This window comes from Aliamphritea ceti (assembly GCF_024347215.1).
Taxonomy (GTDB): domain Bacteria; phylum Pseudomonadota; class Gammaproteobacteria; order Pseudomonadales; family Balneatricaceae; genus Amphritea; species Amphritea ceti.
Window position 1 is genome coordinate 124,869 of sequence record NZ_AP025282.1, and the last position, 25,240, is coordinate 150,108.

Annotated in this window: 20 protein-coding genes; 5 read left to right on the forward strand and 15 right to left on the reverse strand. The window is 49.3% G+C overall.

The features are described from left to right. The first annotated feature begins 102 nt into the window (after nt 1-102). Nucleotides 103-330, forward strand: coding sequence for a hypothetical protein (locus tag OCU49_RS00540; protein WP_261843078.1), 228 nt, complete (start codon nt 103-105; stop codon nt 328-330). A gap of 107 nt (nt 331-437) precedes the next feature. Here OCU49_RS00540 and OCU49_RS00545 read toward each other — a convergent pair whose 3' ends face one another. Both OCU49_RS00545 and OCU49_RS00550 read right to left on the reverse strand, forming a co-directional pair. Continuing rightward, nucleotides 438-1,484: an ATP-binding response regulator gene (locus tag OCU49_RS00545; RefSeq protein WP_261843079.1), complete on the reverse strand. Its 1,047-nt coding sequence runs from the start codon at nt 1,482-1,484 to the stop codon at nt 438-440. Between the two features lie 40 nt (nt 1,485-1,524). After that, the gene (locus OCU49_RS00550) at nt 1,525-4,674 is read right to left on the reverse strand and encodes an AraC family transcriptional regulator ligand-binding domain-containing protein (protein ID WP_261843080.1); all 3,150 of its coding nucleotides are present in this window, start codon (nt 4,672-4,674) and stop codon (nt 1,525-1,527) included. Between the two features lie 130 nt (nt 4,675-4,804). On the opposite strand from OCU49_RS00550, the gene OCU49_RS00555 reads away from it, so the two are divergent. Beyond that, nucleotides 4,805-5,602, forward strand: coding sequence for a substrate-binding periplasmic protein (locus OCU49_RS00555; RefSeq protein ID WP_261843081.1), 798 nt, complete (start codon nt 4,805-4,807; stop codon nt 5,600-5,602). A gap of 9 nt (nt 5,603-5,611) precedes the next feature. Here the strand turns inward: OCU49_RS00555 and OCU49_RS00560 are convergent, their stop codons facing one another. The 3 genes from OCU49_RS00560 to ggt all read right to left on the reverse strand — a co-directional run bounded on the left by OCU49_RS00560 (nt 5,612) and on the right by ggt (nt 12,626). Then, nucleotides 5,612-9,601, reverse strand: coding sequence for a response regulator (locus tag OCU49_RS00560; RefSeq protein ID WP_261843082.1), 3,990 nt, complete (start codon nt 9,599-9,601; stop codon nt 5,612-5,614). Next, nucleotides 9,598-10,674: an ABC transporter substrate-binding protein gene (locus OCU49_RS00565; RefSeq protein WP_261843083.1), complete on the reverse strand. Its 1,077-nt coding sequence runs from the start codon at nt 10,672-10,674 to the stop codon at nt 9,598-9,600. Before OCU49_RS00565 ends, OCU49_RS00560 begins: the two co-directional genes overlap by 4 nt. Nucleotides 10,675-10,868: 194 nt before the next feature. After that, the gene (gene ggt, locus OCU49_RS00570) at nt 10,869-12,626 is read right to left on the reverse strand and encodes a gamma-glutamyltransferase (RefSeq protein ID WP_261843084.1); all 1,758 of its coding nucleotides are present in this window, start codon (nt 12,624-12,626) and stop codon (nt 10,869-10,871) included. Between the two features lie 376 nt (nt 12,627-13,002). Between ggt and OCU49_RS00575 the strand changes: the two genes are divergently transcribed. Beyond that, entirely contained in the window at nt 13,003-14,496 is a 1,494-nt protein-coding gene (locus OCU49_RS00575) for a sensor domain-containing diguanylate cyclase (protein ID WP_261843085.1), read from the forward strand. A 69-nt stretch (nt 14,497-14,565) separates the two neighbouring features. Here the strand turns inward: OCU49_RS00575 and OCU49_RS00580 are convergent, their stop codons facing one another. The 7 genes from OCU49_RS00580 to OCU49_RS00610 form a co-directional block, all read right to left on the reverse strand. Further along, nucleotides 14,566-15,117: a TFIIB-type zinc ribbon-containing protein gene (locus tag OCU49_RS00580; protein ID WP_261843086.1), complete on the reverse strand. Its 552-nt coding sequence runs from the start codon at nt 15,115-15,117 to the stop codon at nt 14,566-14,568. A gap of 24 nt (nt 15,118-15,141) precedes the next feature. After that, nucleotides 15,142-16,836, reverse strand: coding sequence for a flotillin family protein (locus OCU49_RS00585; RefSeq protein WP_261843087.1), 1,695 nt, complete (start codon nt 16,834-16,836; stop codon nt 15,142-15,144). 17 nt (nt 16,837-16,853) lie between these two features. Next, entirely contained in the window at nt 16,854-17,516 is a 663-nt protein-coding gene (locus tag OCU49_RS00590) for a YqiJ family protein (protein ID WP_261843088.1), read from the reverse strand. A gap of 9 nt (nt 17,517-17,525) precedes the next feature. Next, a complete protein-coding gene (locus tag OCU49_RS00595) occupies nt 17,526-18,188 on the reverse strand; it encodes a PspA/IM30 family protein (RefSeq protein WP_261843089.1) in 663 nt (220 codons plus the stop codon). 10 nt (nt 18,189-18,198) lie between these two features. Next, complete coding sequence (locus OCU49_RS00600) at nt 18,199-18,702, reverse strand: hypothetical protein (RefSeq protein ID WP_261843090.1); 504 nt, start codon at nt 18,700-18,702, stop codon at nt 18,199-18,201. Between the two features lie 164 nt (nt 18,703-18,866). Beyond that, nucleotides 18,867-19,355: a cyclic nucleotide-binding domain-containing protein gene (locus OCU49_RS00605; protein ID WP_261843091.1), complete on the reverse strand. Its 489-nt coding sequence runs from the start codon at nt 19,353-19,355 to the stop codon at nt 18,867-18,869. A 156-nt stretch (nt 19,356-19,511) separates the two neighbouring features. Beyond that, the gene (locus tag OCU49_RS00610; RefSeq protein ID WP_261843092.1) at nt 19,512-20,375 is read right to left on the reverse strand and encodes a YicC/YloC family endoribonuclease; all 864 of its coding nucleotides are present in this window, start codon (nt 20,373-20,375) and stop codon (nt 19,512-19,514) included. A gap of 102 nt (nt 20,376-20,477) precedes the next feature. Between OCU49_RS00610 and rph the strand changes: the two genes are divergently transcribed. Beyond that, a complete protein-coding gene (gene rph / locus OCU49_RS00615; RefSeq protein WP_261843093.1) occupies nt 20,478-21,248 on the forward strand; it encodes a ribonuclease PH in 771 nt (256 codons plus the stop codon). A 97-nt stretch (nt 21,249-21,345) separates the two neighbouring features. Here the strand turns inward: rph and OCU49_RS00620 are convergent, their stop codons facing one another. From OCU49_RS00620 to OCU49_RS00630, 3 genes are all read right to left on the reverse strand, one after another. After that, on the reverse strand, nt 21,346-22,746 hold the full coding sequence (locus tag OCU49_RS00620; protein ID WP_261843094.1) for a nicotinate phosphoribosyltransferase: 1,401 nt from the start codon (nt 22,744-22,746) through the stop codon (nt 21,346-21,348). A gap of 152 nt (nt 22,747-22,898) precedes the next feature. After that, a complete protein-coding gene (locus tag OCU49_RS00625) occupies nt 22,899-23,525 on the reverse strand; it encodes a DNA-3-methyladenine glycosylase family protein (protein WP_261843095.1) in 627 nt (208 codons plus the stop codon). A 207-nt stretch (nt 23,526-23,732) separates the two neighbouring features. Then, on the reverse strand, nt 23,733-23,918 hold the full coding sequence (locus OCU49_RS00630) for a hypothetical protein (protein ID WP_261843096.1): 186 nt from the start codon (nt 23,916-23,918) through the stop codon (nt 23,733-23,735). Nucleotides 23,919-24,030: 112 nt separating this feature from the next. Between OCU49_RS00630 and OCU49_RS00635 the strand changes: the two genes are divergently transcribed. Beyond that, nucleotides 24,031-24,921, forward strand: coding sequence for a LysR family transcriptional regulator (locus OCU49_RS00635; RefSeq protein WP_261843097.1), 891 nt, complete (start codon nt 24,031-24,033; stop codon nt 24,919-24,921). The last annotated feature ends 319 nt before the right edge of the window (nt 24,922-25,240 follow it).

The following is a 25,240-nucleotide window of genomic DNA, read 5'->3' on the forward strand; positions in this document are numbered from 1 at the left end:
CCAATGCTGATTCTGACAACGGGCCACTGAAACTGCACAGACAGTGTGGCCTGTTATCTTAAACTAAAACCTAAAAATAACGGCCCCGGGGCCGGCAGAGCGATGAACATAGCAGACGCATACCAACCTGTAACACCTATAGAATTCGTTTTAAAAATCCGTGAAATTGCCGCTGACAGCTGGTGGGTTTATCGCCATGAGATAATGTCCGGAGGTATGCTAAAGCATATGTCCAGGGTGGTTTTCTTTGGCCGTAGCCGTGAAGAGGCCGAACAGTGGATTGACCATCAGCGCCAGGAAGGCACTGTGTACATGCTTTCAGATAACTGAGAACAGGTACTAAACATGCCATGCATCAGGCATGGCATGTATATCCTCATTCTGCCTGATTATTCTGTCAGGCTAAGTAATAGCAGCTAAAGCCCTGGCAATAAAATTCAGCTCGTCAGAGGTAACAGGCAACGGATAGCACTCTGATCACCTGCGTCCAGTAACTGACCTTTTAGCTGCTGGCAAAGGTTGTGCAGTTGCTGCTGAAGATGCTGACTCCAGGGCGTACGGATAAATACCGGCTGGCCGCTGAGTTGGGTCAGGCTGAACTGTAGCTGGGAGGTGCCAGACATGCTGACACTGAGTTTCAGATCATGCCCTTTGGCTTGCAGAATGGCTAGTTCAGTGGCGCTAATCAGTAACTGTTGTAACTTCGCCGGTGAGCTGTTCAGCTGAGCCGGTAGTTGTTCATCCAGGCTGTAATCCAGCAACCAGCCTTCACGACGGCTTTGCGGTAAGAAAATCTGTAATACTTCGTTGAGTAAATTACTCAAGCTGACTTGCTGATGGTCATCAGTGATTGCCGGGCTGTGCAACAGGCTGACGCTGTTATGTAAGCGTTGCTGCCGGGCATGTAGTTCGTGGCTGAGGTCCCGGGCAACTGGATTCAGTTCCAGTTGCTGGAGGCGACGGCTTTGTTGCAGTAAGGGTGTCATCTGCTGTTGTAACTCACCGGCAGCGGATTGTAACAAGGAATCTTTTTGGCCTTCGCTGGCTGGCTGATCTGCTTGCTGACGGGCGGTTTTTATATCCCGGTAGGAACGTAAGGCAACCACGACTGAGGTCAGTAACCGCGAAGCAGAAAGCTCAGCTTTGCTGAGATAATCGTTAATATCGTAGTTAACGATTACCTGAGCTTCCGGTGCATAACCCGGATGGCCAGTACGCAGTATGACCCGGATATCCTGATTATTCAGCTGGTTACGAATGAAGTCGACCAGTTGCAGACCTTCATGGTCGGTTTCCATCACAACGTCTAGCAGCGCCAGGGCTATATCCTGTTGTTCAGCCAGAATTTTACGGGCTTCAGTACCGTTCATGGCACTTATCAGTTCAATGCCGCGCTGTTCAAATTCGTAGCCACGGAAGATCATCCGGGTAATGCCGTGAATGCCTTCTTCGTCGTCAACTATCAGTACTTTCCAGGGTGTCATGTCAGCCGTTATCTGATTTCTGTCGGTTACGCGTGATTGGTTATTTTGCCAGCAATTCCAGTGTTTGTGCCAGTTGTTTTGCTTTTGCGTCTGCTCCCCAGTGTTTATAGAAGCTCAGGGCATCCTGTAAACAGTATTTTGCCAGGGCGGTTTGTCCGTTATGTTGTAGAAAATCTGCGTACCGTTCGTTTACCAATGCTTTATGAAAGCTAAAATCCTGTGATTCTGCTGCGTGTAAAGCCTGCTCATAAAGTTTGGCGGTGGCACCACTGTCTGATTGAAAGCGGCTGTGTTCGGCCTGTAATAACAATAGCTGACAACGAAAGTTTTCCGGACTCTGAACCGCCCAGATCTCCAGTCGGGAAATCAGTTGTTCAGTTTCCAGCTGGCGGCGCCGGCTGATGGCCTGTTGCTGGCCTGCCTGGATTAATCGCATCAGTGCAGTACAGAACAGAGCTTCGCTGACACCGAAGTATCCGGCCAGTTCGTTTTCCAGCCGTGCTTCCCAGCGATAAAGACCTGGCCAAAGGTGTTGCTGATCGAGTAGCAATGCACTGATACAACAGCTGACGATTTGCCAGCCATGTTGGTAGTCGAGTGATACCGGTGTTGCGTTGGTATCCTGCATTTGTTGGATAAATGCCAGGCCTGACTCGGCCAGCCAGGCGGCCTGAGTGCTCTGCTGACGTGCCTGCATTTGCTGGTGCAGTTGTTGCTGCTGTACTTGCAGTTCATTCAGTGAAGCCTGCTGTACGGGGCGAAACAGATCCAGCTGGGCTGCCAGTAGCTGCCCATCACTAAGAGCCGGCCACTGATGGTGACTTGCGGCCAGTTCCAGTGTGTGAGTCAGTTGCTGCCGGACTACATGCAATGGACTGAACCAGTGTTGTACCTGACTGTTGAGCCGTAAGGCTGCACTGCCAGTCTGAGCCGGATGGTTGGTACTGTCGGCCAGGTGCATGGCTTTACTGGTGAAACTGCGTGCCAGCTGCGCATCACCGCAGAACCAGCTGGCAACCCAGGCATAGCTGCTGAAGGCAAAGGCTGCCAGAGCGGAGCCTGGTTGTTGCAGGCAAATTTCGGTCATCCGACCGATGGCACAGGCAGCCAATAAGGGCTGGCTGAGCTGACGGGCTAATAAACTGATTTGCTCCAGTAGTTGTAATTGCAGATCCTGAGCGACCAGAACAGGCTGCATATCACTGGCCGTAAAGTGATTAATGCTCTCTAGCTGACTGAGTAACAACCTGAGCTGTTCATTGTGTTGAGTGGGTAGCGGCTGGCCATCGGTGCTGAGTTGCTGACAGAGTACCTGCAAGGCGGCCCCTGACTCATTCTGTAACTGATATAGCCGTGCCTGCAATAATACCCAGCGGGCAGGGTATTGGCTGTATGTCAATTGCTTATTTTCAGGCAATAGCTGCTGAGCCCGTTGCAGGTCATGATTTACTGATTCTGAGTCACTGTTTAGCAGGTTGATCTCTGCGGACTGGAGTAGCAGGTCGGTGCTTTGTTCGGTGCTCTGGGCATCTGTGATGGCATGCTGCAGATATTGAGCAGCCTGAGAATAGAACTTTTTCTGTCGGGCTAAGTTCGCTGCCTGTAAGTTCAGCGCCTGACGTGGGCTGTCTGGCAACCGGGCTGACAGTTGTTCTGACCGTCGGGCAGTGAGCAGGTTGAGGTGGCGTAATACCTGGGCCAATTGTGAAAGCTCTTGGGAAGGCTCCTGGAAAAATTCCTGTGAACGCTCTTGGGAAAGCTCCGGGCCAGAGTCTGCAGATGTTTGCCAGTTACTCAGCAGGCTTTCAGCAAAACGCTGATGCATCCGTTGCTGTTCATCTTCATTCAGTTGCTGATACAGGCTTTGCTGGAGTATAGGGTCAGCAAACCGGTAGCTGATGTGCTCCGGTGTATGTTCTTCACGCAGTAAAATGCCGGCCTGCTCACCTGGCCAGAGGTGAATGGCCAGCCGGGCCATCGGGTTATTGGTGACCCGGGCAAGTTCGCTCAGGTCGTTACTGACGCCACCAATCGCCGCCCAGTCGAGCAGTTCACGGCTGAAACTGGTCAGACTGCTTAGCCGTTGCCGGAATTCTTGTTGCAGGTTTTCCTGCTGTAGCCAGTCAGCATCCGGGGACTGTTCTGATCCGATACTCAGCGGTTCAGGGATTTGCGGTTTAATCTGTTTACGGTATTGGCTGGGAGCAACTCCCATCCAGCGCTTAAAGGCTTTCTGGAAGGCGGATTGATTAGCGAAGCCCAGTTGAAAGGTGATTTCACCGAAACTGAGCAAACCACGCTGAATAAGTTGCAGGCACAGGTCGCGGCGGGTCTGGTCGTAAAGGTCCTGAAAGTTAGTGCCTAGTAGTCCCAGTTTGCGCTGCAGGGTCCGTAAACTCAGGCCAAGAGTGTCGGCAACCTGCTCCCGGCGGACTGAGCTGCCGCCTTCGGCCAGTTGCTGCCTGATCAGGTTCCGGGTCTGGGCTATGAGTGCGCCTTGCTGGTTACTTTTACTTAACAGCGAATCGGCAAACTCCCGGTGTAGTTGGTGCATTTCCCCGTTGGCATCCAGACAGCTCAGGCTTAGGTATTCACTGTTGAGTAAGACCTGATTACGGGCAGCACCGAACTCGACCTCAGCAGCAAAAAACTGTTGATAAGGCTGGATATTTTCTGGCTCTGAAAGTGCCAGGCGAACAGCGTGTGCCTGCACCTGCCGGCCGGTAAGCCAGCGGGGCCAGTTCACCAGACAGGCCAGAAAGTATTCGATAGCCCGGGGATCATTCTGATTTAGCTCCAGCGTTAACAGGCTGCCTTCCGGCGTGGGCTGCATTTCCAGTACCGCGCCTTCGATTAGCAGTGGCAGGTAGTCGATCAGGCTCTGATATGCTTGTTCCAGCGTGGTTGCCGTGGCCATCAGGAAACCGATAGAACCTAATAAACGTGGTTGAGTGGCTTCACCCAGACTCAGAGTAATCAAAGGGTTACCGCTGGCGTCGGCCAGAGTTTGTAATACGTCTGGATAGCAGCTGACAGCAAATCGGGCGCCGGGTTTGCTGAATTCAGCTTCAGTCAGGCCTGCGCTGCTGAGTAACTGCTGATGCAGCGTTTGGTCGCTTTGCTGAGGAAAGTGACGTGCCAGCTGCAGTACGGGTTCAAGTAGTTTGGCGGATGCGCTGTTGGTTGGCATAAGATGTACTGTTCGCTGCTAAGTGATGCGCTTAAAATGTGCTGACATTAAATTTGAGAAGGTGGCATGAATTTAGGTTATTCTCATGTCTGTTATCCGTTGCTCAGAATATCACAGAGAACAATAAAATATGTCCTTGCGTGCCATTTTGCGGTTTTTAAGCTGTTTGAGCCTGCTTTCGCTGATCAGTTTTGCGGTGACTGCCGACGTTGAATCGGATACCGCTGTTCCAGACGTTGATGTTTTGCCGGGCGCGAGCTCACAGCAGGTTTTACGGGTTGGAATGCCGTTACCAGGCCAGATTCCGTTTTTTTGGCAGGATGCTGACGGTGAGTTTCAGGGTATCTATGCGGATACGTTGCGGCTGATTGCAGAAGACCTGCAGGTTGAGCTGGACTTTGTGCCGCTGTCCCAGGCGCGCTTACAACGGTTGTTCATTGCCGGTGAGATTGATATTGAAGCTGGTGTTTCGCCGCAGCTGGAGGTGCCGGATACCTTACAGCAGGTATCGCTCTACAGTGTGCCTTTCGGCATTGTGAATGAAGTGATTATTTACCGGCCGGAGCTTTCGTTTCCGGTGTTTATTCTTAAGGATCTGGAAGGTCGCCGGGTGGCAACTGTCAGGGGAGCGTCGGTGCCGGATGATCTGATTCGGGAAGACTTCGCCAGCCAGTGGCAGATTGCTCAGCGGGTTCACCGGGGCTGGAATCAAATAGGTCTGATCAATGAGGCAACGGCATTGCGTTACCAGTTGGAAGAACAGCTGAATTACGAAATTTCGTTGCCTTACGCCAGTAATGCGGTGACTTTCCGCTTGCACCGCGCACAGGAAACTTTGTTGCAGTCACTGAATGAAAGTATCGCCCGGCTGGAGCAGCAGGGCGAACTGGAACGCCTTGTGTGCAAGTACCGTTGTGGTACTCAGTGAGGCATTTTTTCAGTGCGACAGGCAAGTATTGAAAATGTCTTCTAACTCTCGGCAGGCGTCAAGAAAGCCGGGTAGCCGCTGCAGTACTTCGCTGATTTCGTCCTGCTTGATTAACAGTTCCATTTGTTGAGACAGCTGGTGCAGGTAGTGTGCCGAGAGGTTCGCTGCCATGCCCTTTAAAGCATGAACGGCATGATGCGCTTGCTCGCAGTCACCATCTTCCAGCGCAGTCTGTAATTTAAGGATTAAAGGCTGACTGTCGCTAAGATAGATTTCCAGCAGGCTATGTAAGAAGCTTTCGTCGCCCATTACCCGCTCCAACGCTTCATGTTTGTCCCAGACACATACTTCTTCGCCAAGGTTGTCATGGTGAGTGGACTGGCTATCGGCAGTCTCACCGGTAACACTGTTCTCAGATACATGCCCGGTATGCTGATGTAACCAGCGCTTCAGAGCGGTTTCCAGGTCGCTGAGTATGACCGGTTTGCTGAGATAGTCATCCATCCCGGCTTCGAGGCACCTTTCCCGGTCGCCGCTCATCGCATTGGCGGTCATGGCGATAATGGGAATACGCTGGTTTTCGGTACCGGCATTGCCTTCGCGGATTTGCTGAGTAGCTTCGTAGCCATCCATTTCAGGCATCTGGCAGTCCATGAGTATCAGGTTGTAAGGCATGCCGCTGGTGGTCAGTTTGCCAATAGCATCCAAACCGTTATCAGCAACGTCCACCCGTAATCCCAACCGTTGTAAAATGCCAGTAGCCACCATCTGGTTAACTTTATTGTCTTCGACCAACAGCACCCGGTGCATTTGTTTCATGTTGTGGGTGACCTGAGCGGCATTTTTGACCGGCTGATGGCGCTTTGATTTAGGTGCTTCATCATCCGGCTCCAGCAGCATTAACAGTGGCCGGTCGATGGCAGTGTTCAGAGCTTTCAGCAGTATTGGTACTGTAATAGGTTTGGCGAAATAACTGTCGGCGACTTTTTCAGCATAGCGCCGGGTTGGTTCACAGTTCAGTGAAGGCGTCATCATTACCAGTTTTATATGTTGCAGCTTGGGCTCTGAATGCAGACGGTTAGTAAATGCTTCGCCGTCCATGTCGGCCATTTGCATGTCGAGCATCACCAGATCGAAGAGTTGCTGGTCGGCTCGCTGAGCACGTTCCTGACACAACTGCATAGCAATAAAGCCATCAGCAGCCTCAGTTACTTTAGCGCCCCAGATTCTTAGTTGGCGGCTTAAGCTGCTCCGGCAATTGGTATTGTCATCAATAACCAGAAGCTCGAGGCCTTTTAGATCAATATCGGGTATTTTTTCGTCCATTTCGCTGGTGTTCAACAGCATATCAAAACTGAAATTACTGCCTTTACCTACTGTGCTGGTAACCTGAATGCTGCCCTGCATCAGTTCGCATAACATCTTGGTAATACTCAACCCCAGCCCGGTGCCGCCATACTGTCGGGTGGTTGAAGCGTCAACCTGACTGAATGAGTCAAATAATGCGGGTAATTTTTCGGCAGCAATCCCAATACCGGTATCGGAAATACTGCAATGCAGGCGCAGCTGTTTACCGGTGCTGGCTATTTCTTCGGGCGATAAGTTACTTAGGGCTACTTTAAGGCTGACGTCGCCGTGGCTGGTAAACTTGATAGCATTACCGGTGAGGTTAGTGATCACCTGGCGTAGCCGGGTAGGGTCACCGCTGACATGGCTGTGGCCCAGTTCTGTGGTATCGAGAATCAGTTCCAGTCCTTTATCGTGGGCCTGCAGCGACATTGTCTCAATGAATTCATTAAGCATGCTGTGCAGATCAAAGTCGATGCTTTCCAGATCCAGCTTGCCGGCATTAACTTTAGAGAAATCGAGAATGTCATTAAGCAGGTTTAGCAGGCTTTCGGCACTGCTGGTGGCAAGGCTTGCCTGATGGCGTTGCTGTTCATCCAGTTCGGTATCCTGCAGCAGTGACAGCATGCCAAGTACGCCATTCATTGGGGTGCGGATTTCATGGCTCATGTTGGCGAGAAACTCACTTTTAGCCTGGGCAGCAGTTTCTGCAGCATTTTTGGCTTCCAGTAAACCGTCTTCATATTGCTGGCGTTGTGAAATGTCCCGAAAGCTCCATACCCGTCCCATGGCTTTGTTGCTATTGATAATTGGCAGCGACACTTGCTCGAAGACCCTGCCGTCTCTGAAGGCGAGAGTTTCCAGCGCTTTGATATGGTCTTCAGCATGCAGTTGCTTAACACCTTCAAGGAAGGTTTTTGGGTCAGCCATCTGTTCGACCATCTGGCTGAGAATGACGTCTGTATCGGCTTCACTGATCACATTGTCCGGGATTTGCCACATTTCCGTGAAGCGTTGATTGGCTTTGATCATCTGGCCGTACTCGTCGGTTACCATGATGCCGTTATCGGTTGCTTCCAGGGTGGCTTCCAGGAGGTTCAGGGTGTTCTGTATTTTCTTCTCGGACTCTTTGATACCGGTGATATCTTCCACTGATACGAAGAACCCCTGTACCGAACCTTCTGAATTTTTGTCCGGGGTATAGGTAACATTTACGAAGCGGTTGCCGCCTTCTGAATAGGGGATTTCAGCTTCGTAAGACACCATCTGACCATTCAGTGCTGCACGCATATAGGGCTGAATCATGCTATATGCTTCTTCGCCCAGACTGTCACGCACATGCTTGCCGTGAAAATGATCCAGTGGCACGTCAAACCAGCGTTCATAGGATTTGTTTACAAACCGGTAGTGCTGACTGTTATCAACATAGGAGAGCAGTTGTGGTGCGTTATGGGTGATATCATCGATGTATTTGCGGCTTTGGGCCAGTTCGACTTCCCGTTCCCGTTTTTCCTGCAGGGCTTGTTTACGTAAAGCTATTTCTTCATTGAGCCGGTCGATAGAGATAGTTTTAGTGCCGATATTTTCGGTCATCTCATTAATTGCCCGCCCCAGTTCGGTAATTTCATCATTACCGGATCTCGGTACCCGGTAACTTAAATCCCCTGAGCCGATTTGAAGCATAGCGTGATGCAGGCTGTTAATACGCAACAGGACTGTTTTGCGAAGCATAAAGAACAAGACTATTCCTAATAAGCAACTGCCGAGGAACGTGGCCAGAAAGGCTCGCTGGTTCAGTGTGTTGATAGGTTGCAGGGCTTGTTCGCGATCGAAGACGATATTAACGATATAGCTGTGATCACCAAAACTGACTGTTTGCTGTCCAATAAGCTGATGTTCCGTCAGTGCAGCACTTTCATCCCGGTGATCTTCATGAGAGTGATCCAGAATACTGTTACTGTTATGACTGAGAATGCGCTGCTTCGTATCTGTCAGAAAAGCGGCATCAATTGGGTTGCCGGTATCGCTGAGCTGTTCGACAAGATCGTTAAGCAATTCGGTATGGATAGTTTCCCAGTCGATAGACACTATTACCTGACCAACAATTTCGCCTTTATGTTTGATATCGGCTGTAAACCATTGCGAGTAGCCTCGTTCCAGACCAATGATTGCCAGGTAAGGGTCATAGCCGATACGGCCAACGCTTACCGGTTGCCGGCTGCTGTCAGGCTGATACATAGGGTGTTCCATCGCCCGCTCCAGTAATAAGTCTTCGCCGCGGGTTTTGTTGCGTTCACCGTCCAGAGTACTGGCGGCAAATACGCTGCCATCATTCTCGGTTACCAGGATGTAATTGATGAAAGGATAAATAGCGATCTGGTCATTCAGAATGGCATTTATACCCCGACTCTCGTAGGTTTCAAGCGCATGCGGAATATCTCTTGATTTGGCTATCACCTGCGTAATTGCACTGACGTGTGCTGCTTTTTCGTTAACCCGGGCGGCAGCAAATTTTGCATCGCCGGCCAGCCAGTTATCGAGGTTGCGAGTCATCTCACGGTCGATGCCAGAGAGAATAAGATAGCCGATAACACTCATAATCAGGCCCACGGCAATGATGCCGGTGAATACGATTTTAGCCGTTAATTTCATTCGTCAGTCCAAGTTACAATACTGTGTGCTTCAGGCGAAATTGGGATTCCTAAGTTTTTGATAGTGTTGCGATTAACCAGAAATAAAGGTGGATTCTGCAGTTCAGACTCTAGTTTGTTCGGAGCGATACCATCGAGAAGGATACGCGCAGCTTTTTGGCCGGCGATAAAGCCCAGAGTATAAAAATCGGCTACCGGACCAAAACTGGCTCCTTGTTCAATGCCTTTTTTATTTGAGCTTAAAATAGGAATGCCATGTTTCAGTGAAAGCTTTATCAGGGCCTCTTCTCCGCCAGCCTGCATTAAGGTATCAGTGGTTGTCATAAAGAGATCAACCTGGCCGATCAGCTGTTTGGCCAGCCGTTTTACCTGTTGTATGTTTTCCGGTTTCATTTCCAGTGCTTCAATGCCTTCCCTGCGAAACATCCGCAGCAGATTTGCAGACTGAATCTGTGAATTGGGTTCACCCCGGCGATGGAAAATGGCAATGCGGTTTACCTGTGGATAAAGCAGCTTTAACAGGTACAGGTAGTGTCTGACAGGGACATAATTACTGGTGCCGACGAGATTATTACCTGAGTATTGAAACGATTCGATCAGCCCGGAGTCGGCCGGATAAGTCACGATAGAAAAAACAATTGGCATACTGACTGGAAGTTCATCCTGCATGACGGTGGTGCCAGGAGTGGTCAGTGAATACACCAGATCGACTTTGGCCTGGATAAATTTTGCTGCAACCTGCGCTTGTAAGTTTTTATCGGCACCTTGTTTACCAGCGATAAACCTGACTTGCTGGCCTTCAATTAAACCTGCTTCAGCCAGCCCGGCTTTAAAGCCTCGCACGCTTTCCGGGTAACCGCTCCAGGTTGCCAGTCCTATGGTATAGGGTGCTGCCTGTACTGCTGCGCTGATCTGTAACAGGCTGATGACGATGATGATATGCAGTAATCGGCTGAATACTTTTCTCAGAAGGCTCAGGTTTTTAACGCTCAGATTAGCCAAACCCTGAGGCACAAATAATTGGCCCACATAACTGAGGTGTTTTGAGCATACAGGGTCACACTGGTAACGCATGATAATTGTCTCATCCGAAGTTCAGAAAGATATCTCTGCACTAAACATAGGCGAGGATCCGGTCAGAGTCCGGTTCAGAATGGCATATATATCATTTTGCTTACTCAAAACGGGGAGTAAGTCATTCTTATCTAAGACTTTATGTACATGAAGAACCCGCCTCAGAAAGAGGCGGGGGAAGTGATTCTAAGCTATCAGTCGCCCAGTGCCAGGCCTTCACGGCGAGGATCTGCTGCGCCTGTGAGTTTGCCTTCATCAAGTATGATTGCCTGCAGTCCGGAATTCAGGTCACGAACGTTCACTCTGAAGCCCATTGTTTCCAGTGCAGATTTGTAGCCCTCAGCTGCGGTGCCTTTTTCCAGATCATAAGTACCGAAACGGTTGATCAGATGTGGTAAGTCGATAGCCTGCTGAATATCCATGTCCCAGTCCAGATGGGCAATTAATGCAGAAGCCACATAACCAATGATACGTGAACCACCCGGAGAGCCGATCGCCATATACGGTTGACCATCGCGCATGACGATAGTTGGCGCCATTGAAGAACGTGGGCGTTTACCCGGTTCAATGCGATTGGCAATCGGGTAACCGTTCTTCTGCGCAGCAAACGAGAAGTCGGTCAGTTCATTGTTCAGCAGGAAGCCGTTACTCATAACCCGGGAACCAAAGCCGTTCTCGATAGTAGTGGTCATGGATACGATATTGCCTGCTTTATCGACGATCACGAAGTGTGAAGTGGAAGGCAGTTCGATGGCTATGTCGTCCGCCTGAGCAATCGCCTGTTCCCAGCGTGGTTCACCCGGAGCCACTTCAGTTAACGCTTTGCCTTCAGTGATCAGCTCAGCACGTTGAGTAAGATAGCTCTTATCCAGCAGGCCTTCAGGCATAGGTACATAATCTGTATCGGCCATGTAACGGCCACGGTCTGCAAAGGCTAAGCGAGAAGCATCGCCAATAACCTGCCAGGCGGTAGCGCTATCGGCACCCATCCCGGCCAGATCAAAGTTACTGCTGATGCCGAGGATCTGGCCAACAGTCAGCGCGCCGGAGCTTGGTGGCCCCATGCCACAGATATCGTACTGACGATAAGGTGCACATACTGCAGGGCGTTCTTTCACGCTGTAAATCGCCAGGTCCTGCTCACTGAGTACCCCCGGATTATTCTGAATGCTGTTTACTTTAGCGACAATCGCCTGGCCAATAGGGCCGGCGTAGAATGCATCCGCGCCATCTTTTGCCAGCAGACTGAGGGTATCTGCGTAATCCTGATTCTTCAGCAAATGCCCTTCTGTTAGCGGTTCACCTTCAGCACTGAAGAAATAGGCTTTGGTATCCGGATAAGTACTCAGGCGTTCTTTATCGTTTGCGATAGCACCAGCTAGCCGGGCAGATACTCTGAAACCGTTGGTCGCCATTTCCTGTGTAGGCTTCAGCAATCCTGCCCAGTTCTGATTACCATAACGGGCGTGCATGTCTGCCATTAGCTTCACGGTACCGGGGGTGCCGACGGAACGGCCGCCCACTACTGCATCATAAAACTTCAGGGGCTTGCCGTTTTCATCCTGAAACAGTTCAGGAGTTGCTGCCAGCGGTGCGGTTTCACGGGCATCAAATGTTGTCAGCTGTTTGCTTTCAGCATCGTAGTAAACCAGAAATGCACCGCCACCAAGACCGGAAGATTGCGGCTCTACCAGCCCCAGCATTGCCTGAATGGCAACCATAGCATCCATGGCACTGCCGCCGTTTTTCAGTACATCGTAGCCGGCCTGTGCCGCCAGAGGGTTAGCGGCAGCGACCATAAATTCGTTGGCGGTAACCGCCTGTTTGCTCTGTATGCCACTGGAAGCTTCCGGCGCAACAGAGTCGGCAACCTGAGATGAAGCATGTAGCTGCAGAGAAAGCAGCAGTGATGCGGAAAGTACACCTATCTGTTTGCTGGCTTTAGTAATCATATTTGTTATTCCTTTAAGTTGAGTTACTACAGCTGAAAATCGGCGTCCGGGCTGCCGCGGAATTCCGGCGTCAGAATAATATAGACGATGGAGTGAAGGGGGGACAAGCGGGGTATAGGTTTTGAAAGCAAATCGTCTGGCTGATGGTTTAAGGCATGAAAGAACAGGACGGCAAGATTATTCTTTAGTCGGGATTAGTCTCTTCAGATGGTGTCAGGAGCTCAAATAGAAAAGTAAACCGAATTAAGTTTCGGCTTGTAGGTTATGTAAAAGCAGTTATTTCAGCAAGTTAATAAACAGTTACCCTGTATAAAATAAATTATGTATGCTGGATTTAATGTTTACATGGCCGCTAGTTGTAGGGTGAGTCTTCAGCATGAATACGATGAACAGTATTTCTTCATTAGATAAGCGTAAAACATACGGTATATCTGCCTATGTTTATGTGACCGCTATCACACTCCTGGCCTGTGTTTCATCAGGTATTCTGTTATGGCAAAAAAACACGGCTGAGGCCGAAGACATCCGCAATACAGCTGTCAAAATCACTGAAGCTAAGCTGTCTGTATTTCAGGCTTATGTAAAAAAATCACTCGAAAAATATGATTATATTGCCAAAGATCTGAGAAATAGAAAGCATACCGGCAATATCGATAATGAGCTCAAACGCCTGCATGCACTTGATCCCAAAATCATGGATATGCTGTATATGAACCGTGATGGCGTCACTGTTAATTGGACTGGTGAGGGCGCTGCACCGAAAGCGGCTGACCGCGAATTTTACACTGAGCTCAGAGATAACCCTTCCATGACCCGTTATATCAGCGCAGTGAAGCGTTCCCGGGCTCGCGATGGCAAGTGGTTTTTCTCCATAAGCAGACCCTTGGAAGACCAGTTTGGCTCATTTGATGGCGTAACGGTTGTACTTGTGACCGTAGAGTCACTCAATGGTGATTTAGAAAAGCAGTTAGTACTGGGTGACTATAGTCTCGCTATTCTCAAGGAGAACGGTAAGACGTTGATGAGAGTGCCTATACCGGCTGCCGGTATAGACCAGACGGTGCGGAAAATGCCTGCCAAACCAGCCAGCGGCTCTGACATGATTTTTCACAGTGAGGCGCTTTCACCCTATGACAATAAAGTCAGATTAGTTGCCTGGCAGTATCTTCCTGAATATCAGCTTTGGGCTGTGGTTACTAAGCCGAAAGATAACGTGGAGAAGGCACTGCGCAGTAATTTGAGTAACAATTTGATTTTATCGTTCTTTGTTTATGCATTTCTGGGGCTTGCTGCCGCACTGGTTGTTATGCACCTTAAGCGTACCCGGAAAGAATTTAATGCTCTTGAACGTGAGAAGTCAGAACTGACAGTTCAGGCCCAAACGGATGCGTTGACCGGTTTGTATAACCGGCGATTTTTTTATAAATGCGCCGAGTTAGAAATCTCCAGAATGCAGCGCTATGGTGGCTCTATAGCCATTGCGTTAATTGATGTGGATAACTTTAAACGAATCAATGATGAGTTTGGCCATCAGATAGGTGACAGTGTTCTCGCCGCGTTGGCGGCATGCCTGGATCAGGGGAAGCGTCAGACTGACTTTGTGGCCCGCTATGGTGGTGAAGAGTTCGTTATGTTGTTCTCACATACTTCGTGCCAGCAGGCAGGTAAGTATGCGGAACTTATTCGTCAGCGTGTTGAACAGTTGCATATTGAAAAGACGGAAGAGTGTCCGGTGCCTGTTACGATTTCGATTGGCTTTTCGATGATCCTCAGTAACGAAAACACTATTGAATCAGCTTTACACCGGGCTGATGTCGCACTTTATAAATCTAAGACTGGAGGTAAAAACCGGGTGTCTTTAGGTAAGTAATGTATCTTTTACTTTTTCAATACGAAGTTATTAGGAAGCTCCCTGGCCGGTATCGGCCAGGGAGGGATGTTATGCCTGATAAGGATCAGAATTATTCAGGTAACGTAACATGCTGGCTTTTTTTGGATGGTCTTCCAACCAGAGTCGAAACTCTTGTAAATGGTTATAGTCTTCACCAAATAGTTGCTCATATTCACTGCGAAAATGTTCCCGGGTCTGGTCCTGTCTTACCCGGCGCTGCCATTCTTCGGTGAAGATGTTATTTAGCTTATGCTGCATTTCCAGCTGTTTAAGTAACTGCCATTCACCGGAGTCCAGCCAAGCTTCATCGCAGCTGCCACAAAGATCTACGCGGTTGTCTGTATCGTTGTTAATGCGAAACTTGGTCATAAAACCTGAACATTTAGGGCAAACGATGGCATTGCCGTTATCAGCTGCATCTGTTTCTTCACTGACTTCGCAGACTGGGGGGCTGGTTTTGGCCGAATAAGTTTCGGCCCATTGCCGGTATGTAAGTAGCGGCAATAAAGCTCCCTGACACTGACGACAGCCATTCGCCGGTAGTTGTTCTTCCAGTTTGGTTGGCAACAGCGGCTGATCTTTACAAGTTGGACATTGCATCGGGTTCTTCCTTGTTTGGGCTGCTCAGCCGTCCATTGTCTGAAGTTTTCTCAGATCGGCTGAAATGCCGGCTTCTTCCATTAAACTGTCGATTAACGGCGCCGCCACACGGTGTTGTAGAGCACTATCAACAAGCGCTTCAGGTAGGCTCTTACTGCTATTGCTGGCTGATGATGTATCGCCGTTTAGAGAGCTCGTTTGCTTGCCGTTAAGGCCCTCAACGCTGATGATTTTCATACCATCAATGTTTTCCAGAGGTTTAACGCTGGCACCAATAATGTTTGGCAGATTGTCATGCAAGCTCATTACTTTCTTCAGTGTGATTTGCGCATCGTTGAGCTGGTTCATAGCGTCGTTCATCAGGCGAGTACCTTCAGCATCAATGCGGAAGCGTTCTTCGTCAGCCTGGGCTTTAATACGGACCGCGGTTGCTTCCGCTTCAGCAGCAATGGTGACGGCCTCAGCATCGTCGGCAGCGGCTTCTTTACTGGCTTCTGCTGCAACCCGGATCGCGGTTGCCTGCTTTTCAGCTTCTTTTTGTGCTTCGATGATTTCAATGCGTTTATCACGCTCAGCTTTTTCAACTTCACGTGCTGTCTCTACACCTTCTTCTGCACGTACGGCCTCTGCCAGTGCGGTGTTAGCCTGTTCGTCGGCCAGTGACTTAGCTTTGGATTTTTCAGCAACGGCAATTTCCCGTTCCTGTTCTGCCAATTCAAGAATTTTTAATCGTTCAATATCCTGTTCTTTAAGAATTTTTTCTTTTTCTATTTGGCGGGTTTCGATATCCCGCTGTTTATCAATTTCCTGTGCTTTCATCTGGCGCTCAGCGGAGATTCTTGCTTCCTGGATTTCACGTTCAGAGATAATTTCAGCGGTTTGTGCTTCTTTATTCTGATCAGCTCTGCGCTTAGCGATGGAAGCTGCCTGCTCTGCCTCACGTATTTCCAGTTCACGCTGTTGTTCTAACTGGGCGTAACGCATTTCCCTGTTGATTTCTAAGGTTTGTTTTTCAGTATCCAGATTCTTTTGTTCGATTAAAACTTTAGTTTCCTGTTCAACGTCGTTGATTTCTTTCTTACGACCTTCAATCTTGGCGGTCATTTTAGCAAGACCTTCAGCATCGAAGACGTTATCCGGATTGAAATATTCTTTCATTGTCTGATCCAGGCCTGTCAGGCTGACAGATTCCAGTTCCAGGCCGTTTTTCAGCAAGTCTTCACTTACTACTTCCTGTACTTGCTGAACGAACTGAGCGCGCTGTTCGTGAAGTTCATCCATGTCCATCAGGGCAGCGACGGTTCGTAGTGAATCGACGAATTTACCTTCGATCATATCTTTCAGAGCATCCGGGTCCAGTGTCCGGCCACCTAAGGTTTGCGCAGCGTTTGCGATTGCATCCTGATCTGGTTTAACGCGTAAATAAAACTCGGCTAAAACGTCCGCACGCATGCGGTCTTTAGTAATCAGAGCTGCTTGCTGGGCGCGAGATACTTCCAAGCGCAGGGTATTCATGTTCACGGGGATTGCTTCGTGTAATACCGGGAACACTAGTGCACCACCGTTCATGATGACTTTTTGCCCGCCAAAACCAGTCCGGACAAATGAGATTTCTTTGCTGGAACGTTTATAGAGGCGTGAAAAAATCATGCCTATAACCAGCAGTGCTACGAAGCACATCCCTGCCAGTATCAGAGTACTTATTAAATTATCAGACATCCTGTAACTCCATTCCCTTATAAATCGGTTAGATTTTGATTGTTTGATTTGATTGCACTGAATTTACTGCCGATCTGACGAACCAGCAGAACTTCTTCACCGGCTTTGAAGGTTTCTGCTTCATCGTCCGGTTCAACACGAATGTAATGGGTAGTGCCGAACCTGTCGGTCAGGCGGGCTTCGGCGGCCAGCCCCCTGCGGGCCTCACCGATGACGATAGTTGCTAGCGAACCAATGAAGCTATCAGTGCTGACCGCTTCGGTTTCATCTTGCAGGCGCAGTTTGCTGAATGCTTTGCCACTCAGGCGTATACACAACACGCTGCAGAAGAATGCGGCGGGTATCGATAGGATTCCGGGCAGATATATACCCGTAACCGACTGGCTGATTCCCTGAATCGCATAGCCACCGACACCGAAGCTGGTGAGCATCAGGATCAGCCAGATTAAGGCCGGCACTTTACCCAGATAAAACCAGCCCAGAACTATGCTCAGTGCTCCTGGAGTTGCGTTCATATCTACTTCGCTGACGTCGATATCTACGTCCGGAAGCAGGTTATCCAGAAATTGAGAAATACCGGCACCCATGACCATAGCGACGCCCTCAAAAATGGCAATGATCAGCATGAGGGTCATCGCCCAGAGGAACGCACTGTTCTCGGCGGCAAATAGAAGCCCCATAGAATATCCTTATTTAGCAGCTTTCAGTTGTTGCAGACGTTCCTGAATGCGGTTGTTGCGTGACAGCTCTTCCAGCTCGGCAAGCTTGCCTGCATCGGCATTATTTTCCCGGGCGGGATTGCCGGTCGCTTTCGTCATGACCCGGTCGAATGTTGACTGGGCTTTATCTACCTGCTGGCTGGTTGAATTGCCCGGCGTATTGCCGTTACTGTTTGGCTGGTCAGCTGCTGCCTGGCTTTTAAGTAAGTCATTCAGTCCTTGCTGCATTTCCCGTTTTTTAGCCTGTAAAGCAGCAACATACTGATTCAGCTCGGTAATTTTCTCTTTCTGATCTTCGATGCTGCGTTCCAGTACTGGAATTTGTGCTTCGATGTCCATTTGCCGGGCGACGGCAGCTTCTGCTAAATCATCCCGTTCTGCCTGCAGTGCCACCTGAATCTGTTCGCTCAGTTGTTCATGTTCTTCATTTTCGTTGATGAGCTGTTTGCTGGTCAGGTGTTTAGCCGCTTCCTGGCGACCTAATTCGTGACGGACTTCACCGATTGCCTGATCTACTTCCCGAATTGCTTCTTCCAGAACAATGGCCGGTGCCATATTTTCGACGCTGTCGACAAGTGAGTTTGCGGAGGCGGAGACGATCCGGCCTATTCGCGAGAGCAAAGATTCGTTCATAGTAAGTTCCTTATACTGTTTTGATATGCGGGAGGGACAGTAATGTCTCCAGGGTTGGCTGCAAGGCGCGTAAGTGGCGGACGGTAATGTCCGGATCGTAACTGGGGCCTTTTTCCGTAATGGCCAGGCGAAGTAGGTTACTGAAACAGCGGAATATCAGTTCAGTCAGATCTGTTTCAGTATTTTTTAAGTGCGTAGCGCTCAACGATGTATCTTGCGGCAGGGCTGCAGTCAGTTGAGGCAACGTCAGCAATAAAGTTTGTAAAACTTCGGAGTGAATATTTTCGTTTTGTTCCAGGCTCTGAACCTGTTGCAATAATGCCTGCAAGTATTCTGTATAGCTGTTATGCAAAGCAACATGCGTATTGCTGATGGTATCGTGAAGGCGTGCCTGAATGATCAGTTCACGGACTTTTTCGCTGAGGGTACTGGCATTCTGCCAGTTGGATGAGGCCAGAAAATCATAGTCTTCCTGAGATAATCTGACACTGACGGTGTGACTTTTTCCAGACATATGCGCGAGCTCTCCGTGCCGGCGTTTACATTTGTCATACAATGTATGAACGATGCTTATGTATGTCAATACAATTGAGAATTGTTTAATAAAAAATATTGCTTTTGGTTTTAGATACGGACCGAAGATTCTAAGTTTTTGTAACACAGTAAAATTACAGAGCCTTATGCTTGCCAGCCAGTGCTCTTACCAACGACATCTTCCAGCATGGCGATTTCTCGGGATAACTCGCGGGACAGGTTGATCATAAACAGGCCAAAGTCATTGGGAAAATCCACATGTAAATCAAAGAACTGTGAGGCGCTGATTTGCAGCACGATGCTGTCATCAAAGGCGATTTCGGTACCGCTGTTGGGGATCATTGCGATCATTGAGTCAAAGCCGATCTGTTCGCCGGCGAGGAAGTGACGGGTGAGTACGTCGTGGGTTTCACAGTGTTTGTAAAAGGCGATATCACCTTCCAGCACAATACTGAAACCGTCGACCGGTGATTCATATGGCTTGAGAATTTCCCCCTGCTCCAGCTGAACACAGAAACCTTTGTGCACCATGTTACTAATCATTTCATCAGACAATGCGCCGAAACTGGCCAGCTCCCTGAAATAGGGGAGGCTGAACTGTTCAAGTAAAGGCCCTGCCTGCAAGGTTTCCATTGGCTACAAGGTTCAGTGGCGGCTGATATTTAAAGTATATACATAGATCAGATGATTGATGTGCTGGTGGCAAAATTTTTGTAGAAGAAGATGGTGAGTGGCAGCTGATAACTAAAAAAGCCCTGAACAGTCAGGGCTTTTTCTATTGATTAAGCTTTATTCAATATTCTGAATCTGCTCGCGCATCTGTTCGATCAGTACTTTCAGTTCTACCGCGCTTTGCGTGGTGTCGCTGACGATTGATTTGGATGACAGGGTATTCGCTTCGCGGTTGAGTTCCTGCATCAGGAAGTCCAGCCGGCGGCCGATCGGGCCTTTTTGTTTCAGGACACGTTTTACTTCTTGCACATGGGTGTTCAGGCGATCCATTTCTTCATCGACGTCGGCCTTTTGTGCCAGGATAACCATTTCCTGTTCCAGACGGGTTGGGTCCAGTTCTGCCTGAAGTTCGTCCAGACGGGCCTGCAGGTTTTCCCGCTGTGCGGTCAGAATGCCTGGCAGCTTAGTACGTACGTCGGTGACGATTTCAGTAATGGCATCCAGACGCTGGTCGATCAGGTTCGCCAGTTCGGCACCTTCACGGCCACGGTTTTCGATCAGCTCGGCAAGGGCTTGCTTAAATAGCTCCAGTCCGGCTTTTTTAACTGCGTCCATATCCAGTTTTGTATCTTGTAAAACGCCTGGCCAGCGCAGTACTTCAAGCGGATCCAGTTGCTGGGCATTAGCAATAATATCTGCCACCTGTTGAGCCGCGGCAACCAGTTCACCGGCAAAGTCCTGATTGACCGTTAGCGTTTGTGACTGTGCTTCTGCGACAAAACGCAGAGTACATTCAACTTTACCGCGGCTCAGGTTTTTACGTAGCTGTTCACGCAATGGGCCTTCTAGATCCCGCAGACTTTCTGGCAGGCGCAGGTGAGGTTCCAGGTAGCGATGGTTAACTGATCGCACTTCCCAAGTGAGGCTGCCCCAGCTATGTTGAACTTCCTGACGTGCAAAAGCGGTCATACTACGTGTCATATTGTCTATTCTCGATTAGAATTCACATTTCCAAGACATTCTATCAGCCCGATTGGCTCGGCTCTATGTCGTAGCGCAACTCCAAGCAGAGATTTAGTATTCATGAGCTCTTCTATCTCCGATCAGTTACAAAACCTGGGTATGGCGACGATTCGCCCAAGCAACCGTGAAGCGGACCAAATGCGCGAGGTGAAAATCACCCGGCAGTACACTATGCATGCCGAAGGCTCGGTATTGGTAGAGTTCGGCAATACTAAGGTCATTTGTACGGCGTCGGTTGAGCGTGGCGTTCCCCGTTTCCTGCGTGGTTCCGGTTCTGGCTGGGTAACGGCTGAATACGGCATGTTACCACGTGCGACGGGTAGCCGTTGTGGCCGTGAAGCATCACGGGGTAAGCAAGGTGGCCGTACGCTGGAAATTCAGCGCTTAATTGGCCGTTCACTGCGTGCCTGCCTGAATCTGAAAAAACTGGGTGAAAACACCATTACTATCGACTGTGATGTTATCCAGGCTGATGGCGGTACCCGTACAGCATCTATCACAGGTGCCTATGTAGCACTGATGGATGCGATTGCGTATCTGAAAGCTGACAAGCACGGTGCAATGAAAGGTGATCCGGTTAAATATGCGATTGCTGCGGTATCTGTTGGCATTTATAAAGGTGAGCCGGTACTGGATCTGGATTACGCTGAAGATTCTGATGCCGAAACGGATATGAACGTTGTTATGAATGCCAATGGCGGCTTTATTGAAGTACAGGGTACGGCAGAAGGTGCGCCGTACTCACGTGATGAGCTGAATGCCATGTTGGCTCTGGCTGAAAAAGGCATTACTGAAATCACTGCTATTCAGCAGGCTGCTCTGAAAAGCTGATTTGTCTGAACGGATATTAAAAAGGGCTGACGGTGTGAATCGTCAGCCCTTTTTTTGTGTCTGTCTTTTATTTTGCTATCAGTCCGGATGTATCTGCTCAACTGATTTCCTGCCGGGCACGCTGACGGATTTCCTCAAAGCTGAATTTTTTCAGCAGTTCGCCATTACGGAATACCGGCGTTAACAGGTTCTGCTGATTTTCAAGCTCGGTTTCACGTATGGTTTGCAGTTCGCCGGTTTGATTACGGATAACTGCCAGACGGCCTTTCTTAGAGCGTTTTCCGGTATCGGTGACCGGATCTTTGTATACGTCGCGCCATTGGTTAGCGATTTTCACGGCAGAGGTTTTCATCGCGAAGTTGAGCGTATCGCGATTAACTTTTTGTAACAGTTCGCCGCCCATGCCGAAGGCGATATTGTCGGCACTCAGACCTCGTTGTTCCATTTCGGCCAGAATAGCCGCGATGCTAAGCCGGGAAATACCATCACCCTGAATTACCCGTACATAGTTCGGTAATACCCGAAAACCTTTGTTGTTGGTGGTGTAACCAAACACTGTCATGAGTCGTTCAAGGGTTTCACTGACGACGCTGACAGGATCGCCGCTGTCCGGACGGACAACCAGAGTTCCTCCACTGTTGATAACCCGTTCGCGCAGCTCACCGCCCCAGATATTATCTATGGCATGCCAGAGGTCGTAAGAGTCGCTGACAACGGCTACCAGTTTGCCTGGGCCGGCAAAAGCTTCCAGCATATTGCTGTAGGCTGCGGCTTCGTTCTCACGGCCCCATGCCGTAATTGTGCTGTGTTCTGCCGCGGGAATTGAGAACCCTGCCATGTCGGCAGCATAGTAACGCCGTGCCGCCAGTAAACCGCTGATGGTATCTGTACCCAGGAAGTTAACCAGATGTGCGACGCCACCAATGGCTGCGGATTCTTCACTGCTGGCACCCCGGGCGCCAAAATCGTGGAGTTTAAAGTCCAGCCCGTCACAGTTATCTGCGGTCTTTTGCAGGGCATGCTGAATGGTCTGACGGCAGTGCCAGGAGAGGGTTGCCACTGTCGTTGGATACCAGACTGCACGTAACAGAGCGGTTTCTATATAACTGGTTAGCCAGGCACAGTGAGGATCAGTATTGATAACCTGCACCAGGGCGGTTTGTGTTGGCACGACAGCGCCTTCCGGCAAGGCCTGAATTTCTAACGGCAGGTAGCCGTTATGGTTATTAAGAATATGTTGCCAACCGGCTTCATTGAAAGGCAGGCCGTGGGCTTCAATAATACTTTTAGCTTCGGCAATGTCTGCTGCGGTTATCGGTTTGCTGATATATTCCTGCAGAAACATCTGCAGGCCAAAGAAAACGGTACGCGCGTATTCACCGCCGCGGGCTTCTATATAACTGGATACCAGTGCGGTTTCCGGCGGATATTGCCGGAAGTGAGAGGCCTTATAGGAATCAGCATTGAGAATGATGTTAGCCGGACTGAGGTTTATCATGGGGGAATCTCGCGAACCTGATTGTTGTGCCAGCGGAGTATAGTAAGAGAGTCTTCCTGAATTTGTCACGCGAAGTTTATGTAGGTTCGCGACTTCGATGGAAAACGTACAGCAATATTTTATGAGGGTAACAGTTGCTGCTGTTTGCCAGCTCAGACCGGTGCACCGCGATAATACATCCACAAAAATAACGCACCAGCACTGCGGTAGGGCGACCAGTGTTCGGTGAGCGCCCGGGCCTGTTTGGCCGTGGGTTTAGTGTCCAGACGCTTTAACTTACCCAGTGCTGTAACCAGAGCCAGGTCATCAGCGGGGAAGATGTCTTCCCTGTGTAAGGCAAACATCAGGTAAATTTCTGCACTCCATGGGCCGAAGCCCCGTAGCTGAGTAATAGCATCGATAGCAGCTTTATCTGGCAGGTTTGCCAGCCCGTCAATATCTAGCTGGCCGCTATTTACCGCCAATGCGAGACCACGGATGTATTCAATTTTGCGAAACGATAAACCTGCTGCCCGCAATGCTTCATCGGTATGTTTATCAATGCTACTGGCCTGAAGTGGCTGGCTTCCATTCACCGTGAGCAGATTTTCTACCCGACCCATAATGGCCGCTGCTGATTCTGTGGATAGCTGCTGGCTAACAATAATATTTAGAAAGGTGCGAAATCCCGCCGGTCTTACCCGGGGTGGAGGCGCGCCAAGCTGCGCAAATGCTCTGGCAATATCAGCATCTTGCAGGGCAAGTGCTTGCAAGCTTGTTTCGATTTGGGCCTGATCCATATGAAAACCGATTTCCTGAATGAGCAAAGTAAGCCTGGTAAGCGTATCAGAAATGCAGGTCGTAAGGTTTAGGCATTGAGTGAAGCGGATGCTGGCTTAGTGCGGAGTAGCCGTCAGAACATTTATTATTTTATAGGCAAGCCGCCATAAAGGGCGGCCTGTCCAGGCTTAACTATTTTCTACAGGCGACTGTTTACCTGTTCATGTTTATAAATTATTTGGGGTGCCGTTGTGTAAGGTTGCGTGATTGCTGGTGCAGCATTTATGAGAAGTATTTACGGGCTCATGAACAGTTAGCGCTGGTGTCTGGATCAGGGCGGTTTCCAGTAAGCGCAGGCTGCCCGATGTGAGGTAATAGGTCTCTGTAATTTGCTGTTGGTAACGTTGTTCCATGATTGACTCCCGGTTTGTATTTACGTCGTTCATCATGAGAGTTACTGTAAACTGATCTATAAATGATGATAATTGGCTAAACTGGCAAATTATTAATCGAGAAATTCGAATAATGGATTACATCTCAGCGATACGTGCTTTTACTCAGGTTGCCAGGCGAGAAAGCTTTTCGGCCGCTTCCCGGGATCTGAATACAGCAGCTTCTGTTGTTAGCCGCTACGTTAAAGAGTTAGAAAGTGACCTCGGTGTGCGTTTGTTAACCCGCACCACGCGTAAAGTGTCTTTAACGGAAGCAGGGCAAAACTTTCTGTTGCGGGCGCAAGCATTACTGGATGACTTTGATGCGATGCGAGACAGTACTCAGGCGCTGCATTCTCAGCCTTCTGGCAGGTTAAGAATTACGGCACCTCTGGCGATGGGGCAAAATTTAATTGCCCCTTTGCTACCAGAATTTATGAAGCGCTATCCGCAACTTTCAGTCAGCTTGCATCTGACTAATCAGGTGGTTGATTTAGTTGAGGAGGGCTGGGATCTGGCGGTACGGTTTGTAGCGCATTTGGAAGATTCCAGTTTAGTTGCCCGCCGGCTTGGAGTGTCGCGATCGCAGCTCTGTGTCGCGCCGGAATATGCTGAGGAGTTCGGTATACCGACAACACCGGATGAGCTGATGTCGCATAGTTGCGTACTCTTCTGTGATGATGGTTCCAGCCGCTGGGAGCTGGCTCAACCGACGGGTGAGGCGATTACTGTGAAGGTCAATGGTCGGCTTTCGGTAAACAGTATGGAAGCGGCACAAAAAGCAACGCTGGGTGGTATAGGGATCAGTTTATTGCCGGAGTTTCTGCTTAGAGATGATTTTCAAACCGGGGCACTTTTACCGCTGCTTACTGAATACGAACCGCCGGCGACACCCTTCTATATTGTTTATCCACAACGGCAGTTTGTGCCAATGAAAGTGAGATGTTTCATTGATTTTTGTATTGAGAAGCTTGGAGAGAGTTGAGAACAGTCGAACAATGGATAGGACTTAGTGTTATTGGGATATCTAAAGTAGAGCTGAGCGTCTTTTTGTTATTGGTATTTTCTGCGATATTTTCATTCCATTACCGACCGACTTTCATTGGGATTTTGTCGTTATAGTGCGAATTTTTTTCGTATTAAAAATAGCTTATTAAAAATCTATATGCTCGGATAAGAATTACTCGTTAGGCAAGAGGTGCCGGTTCCGGTAGCTTATAATCTGGCAGTACTGAGCGGATGTGATTATTCGCAAACGATTGGTGCTGTCTACTTCAATTTGTTGTACATCTTTTTATGCCCGG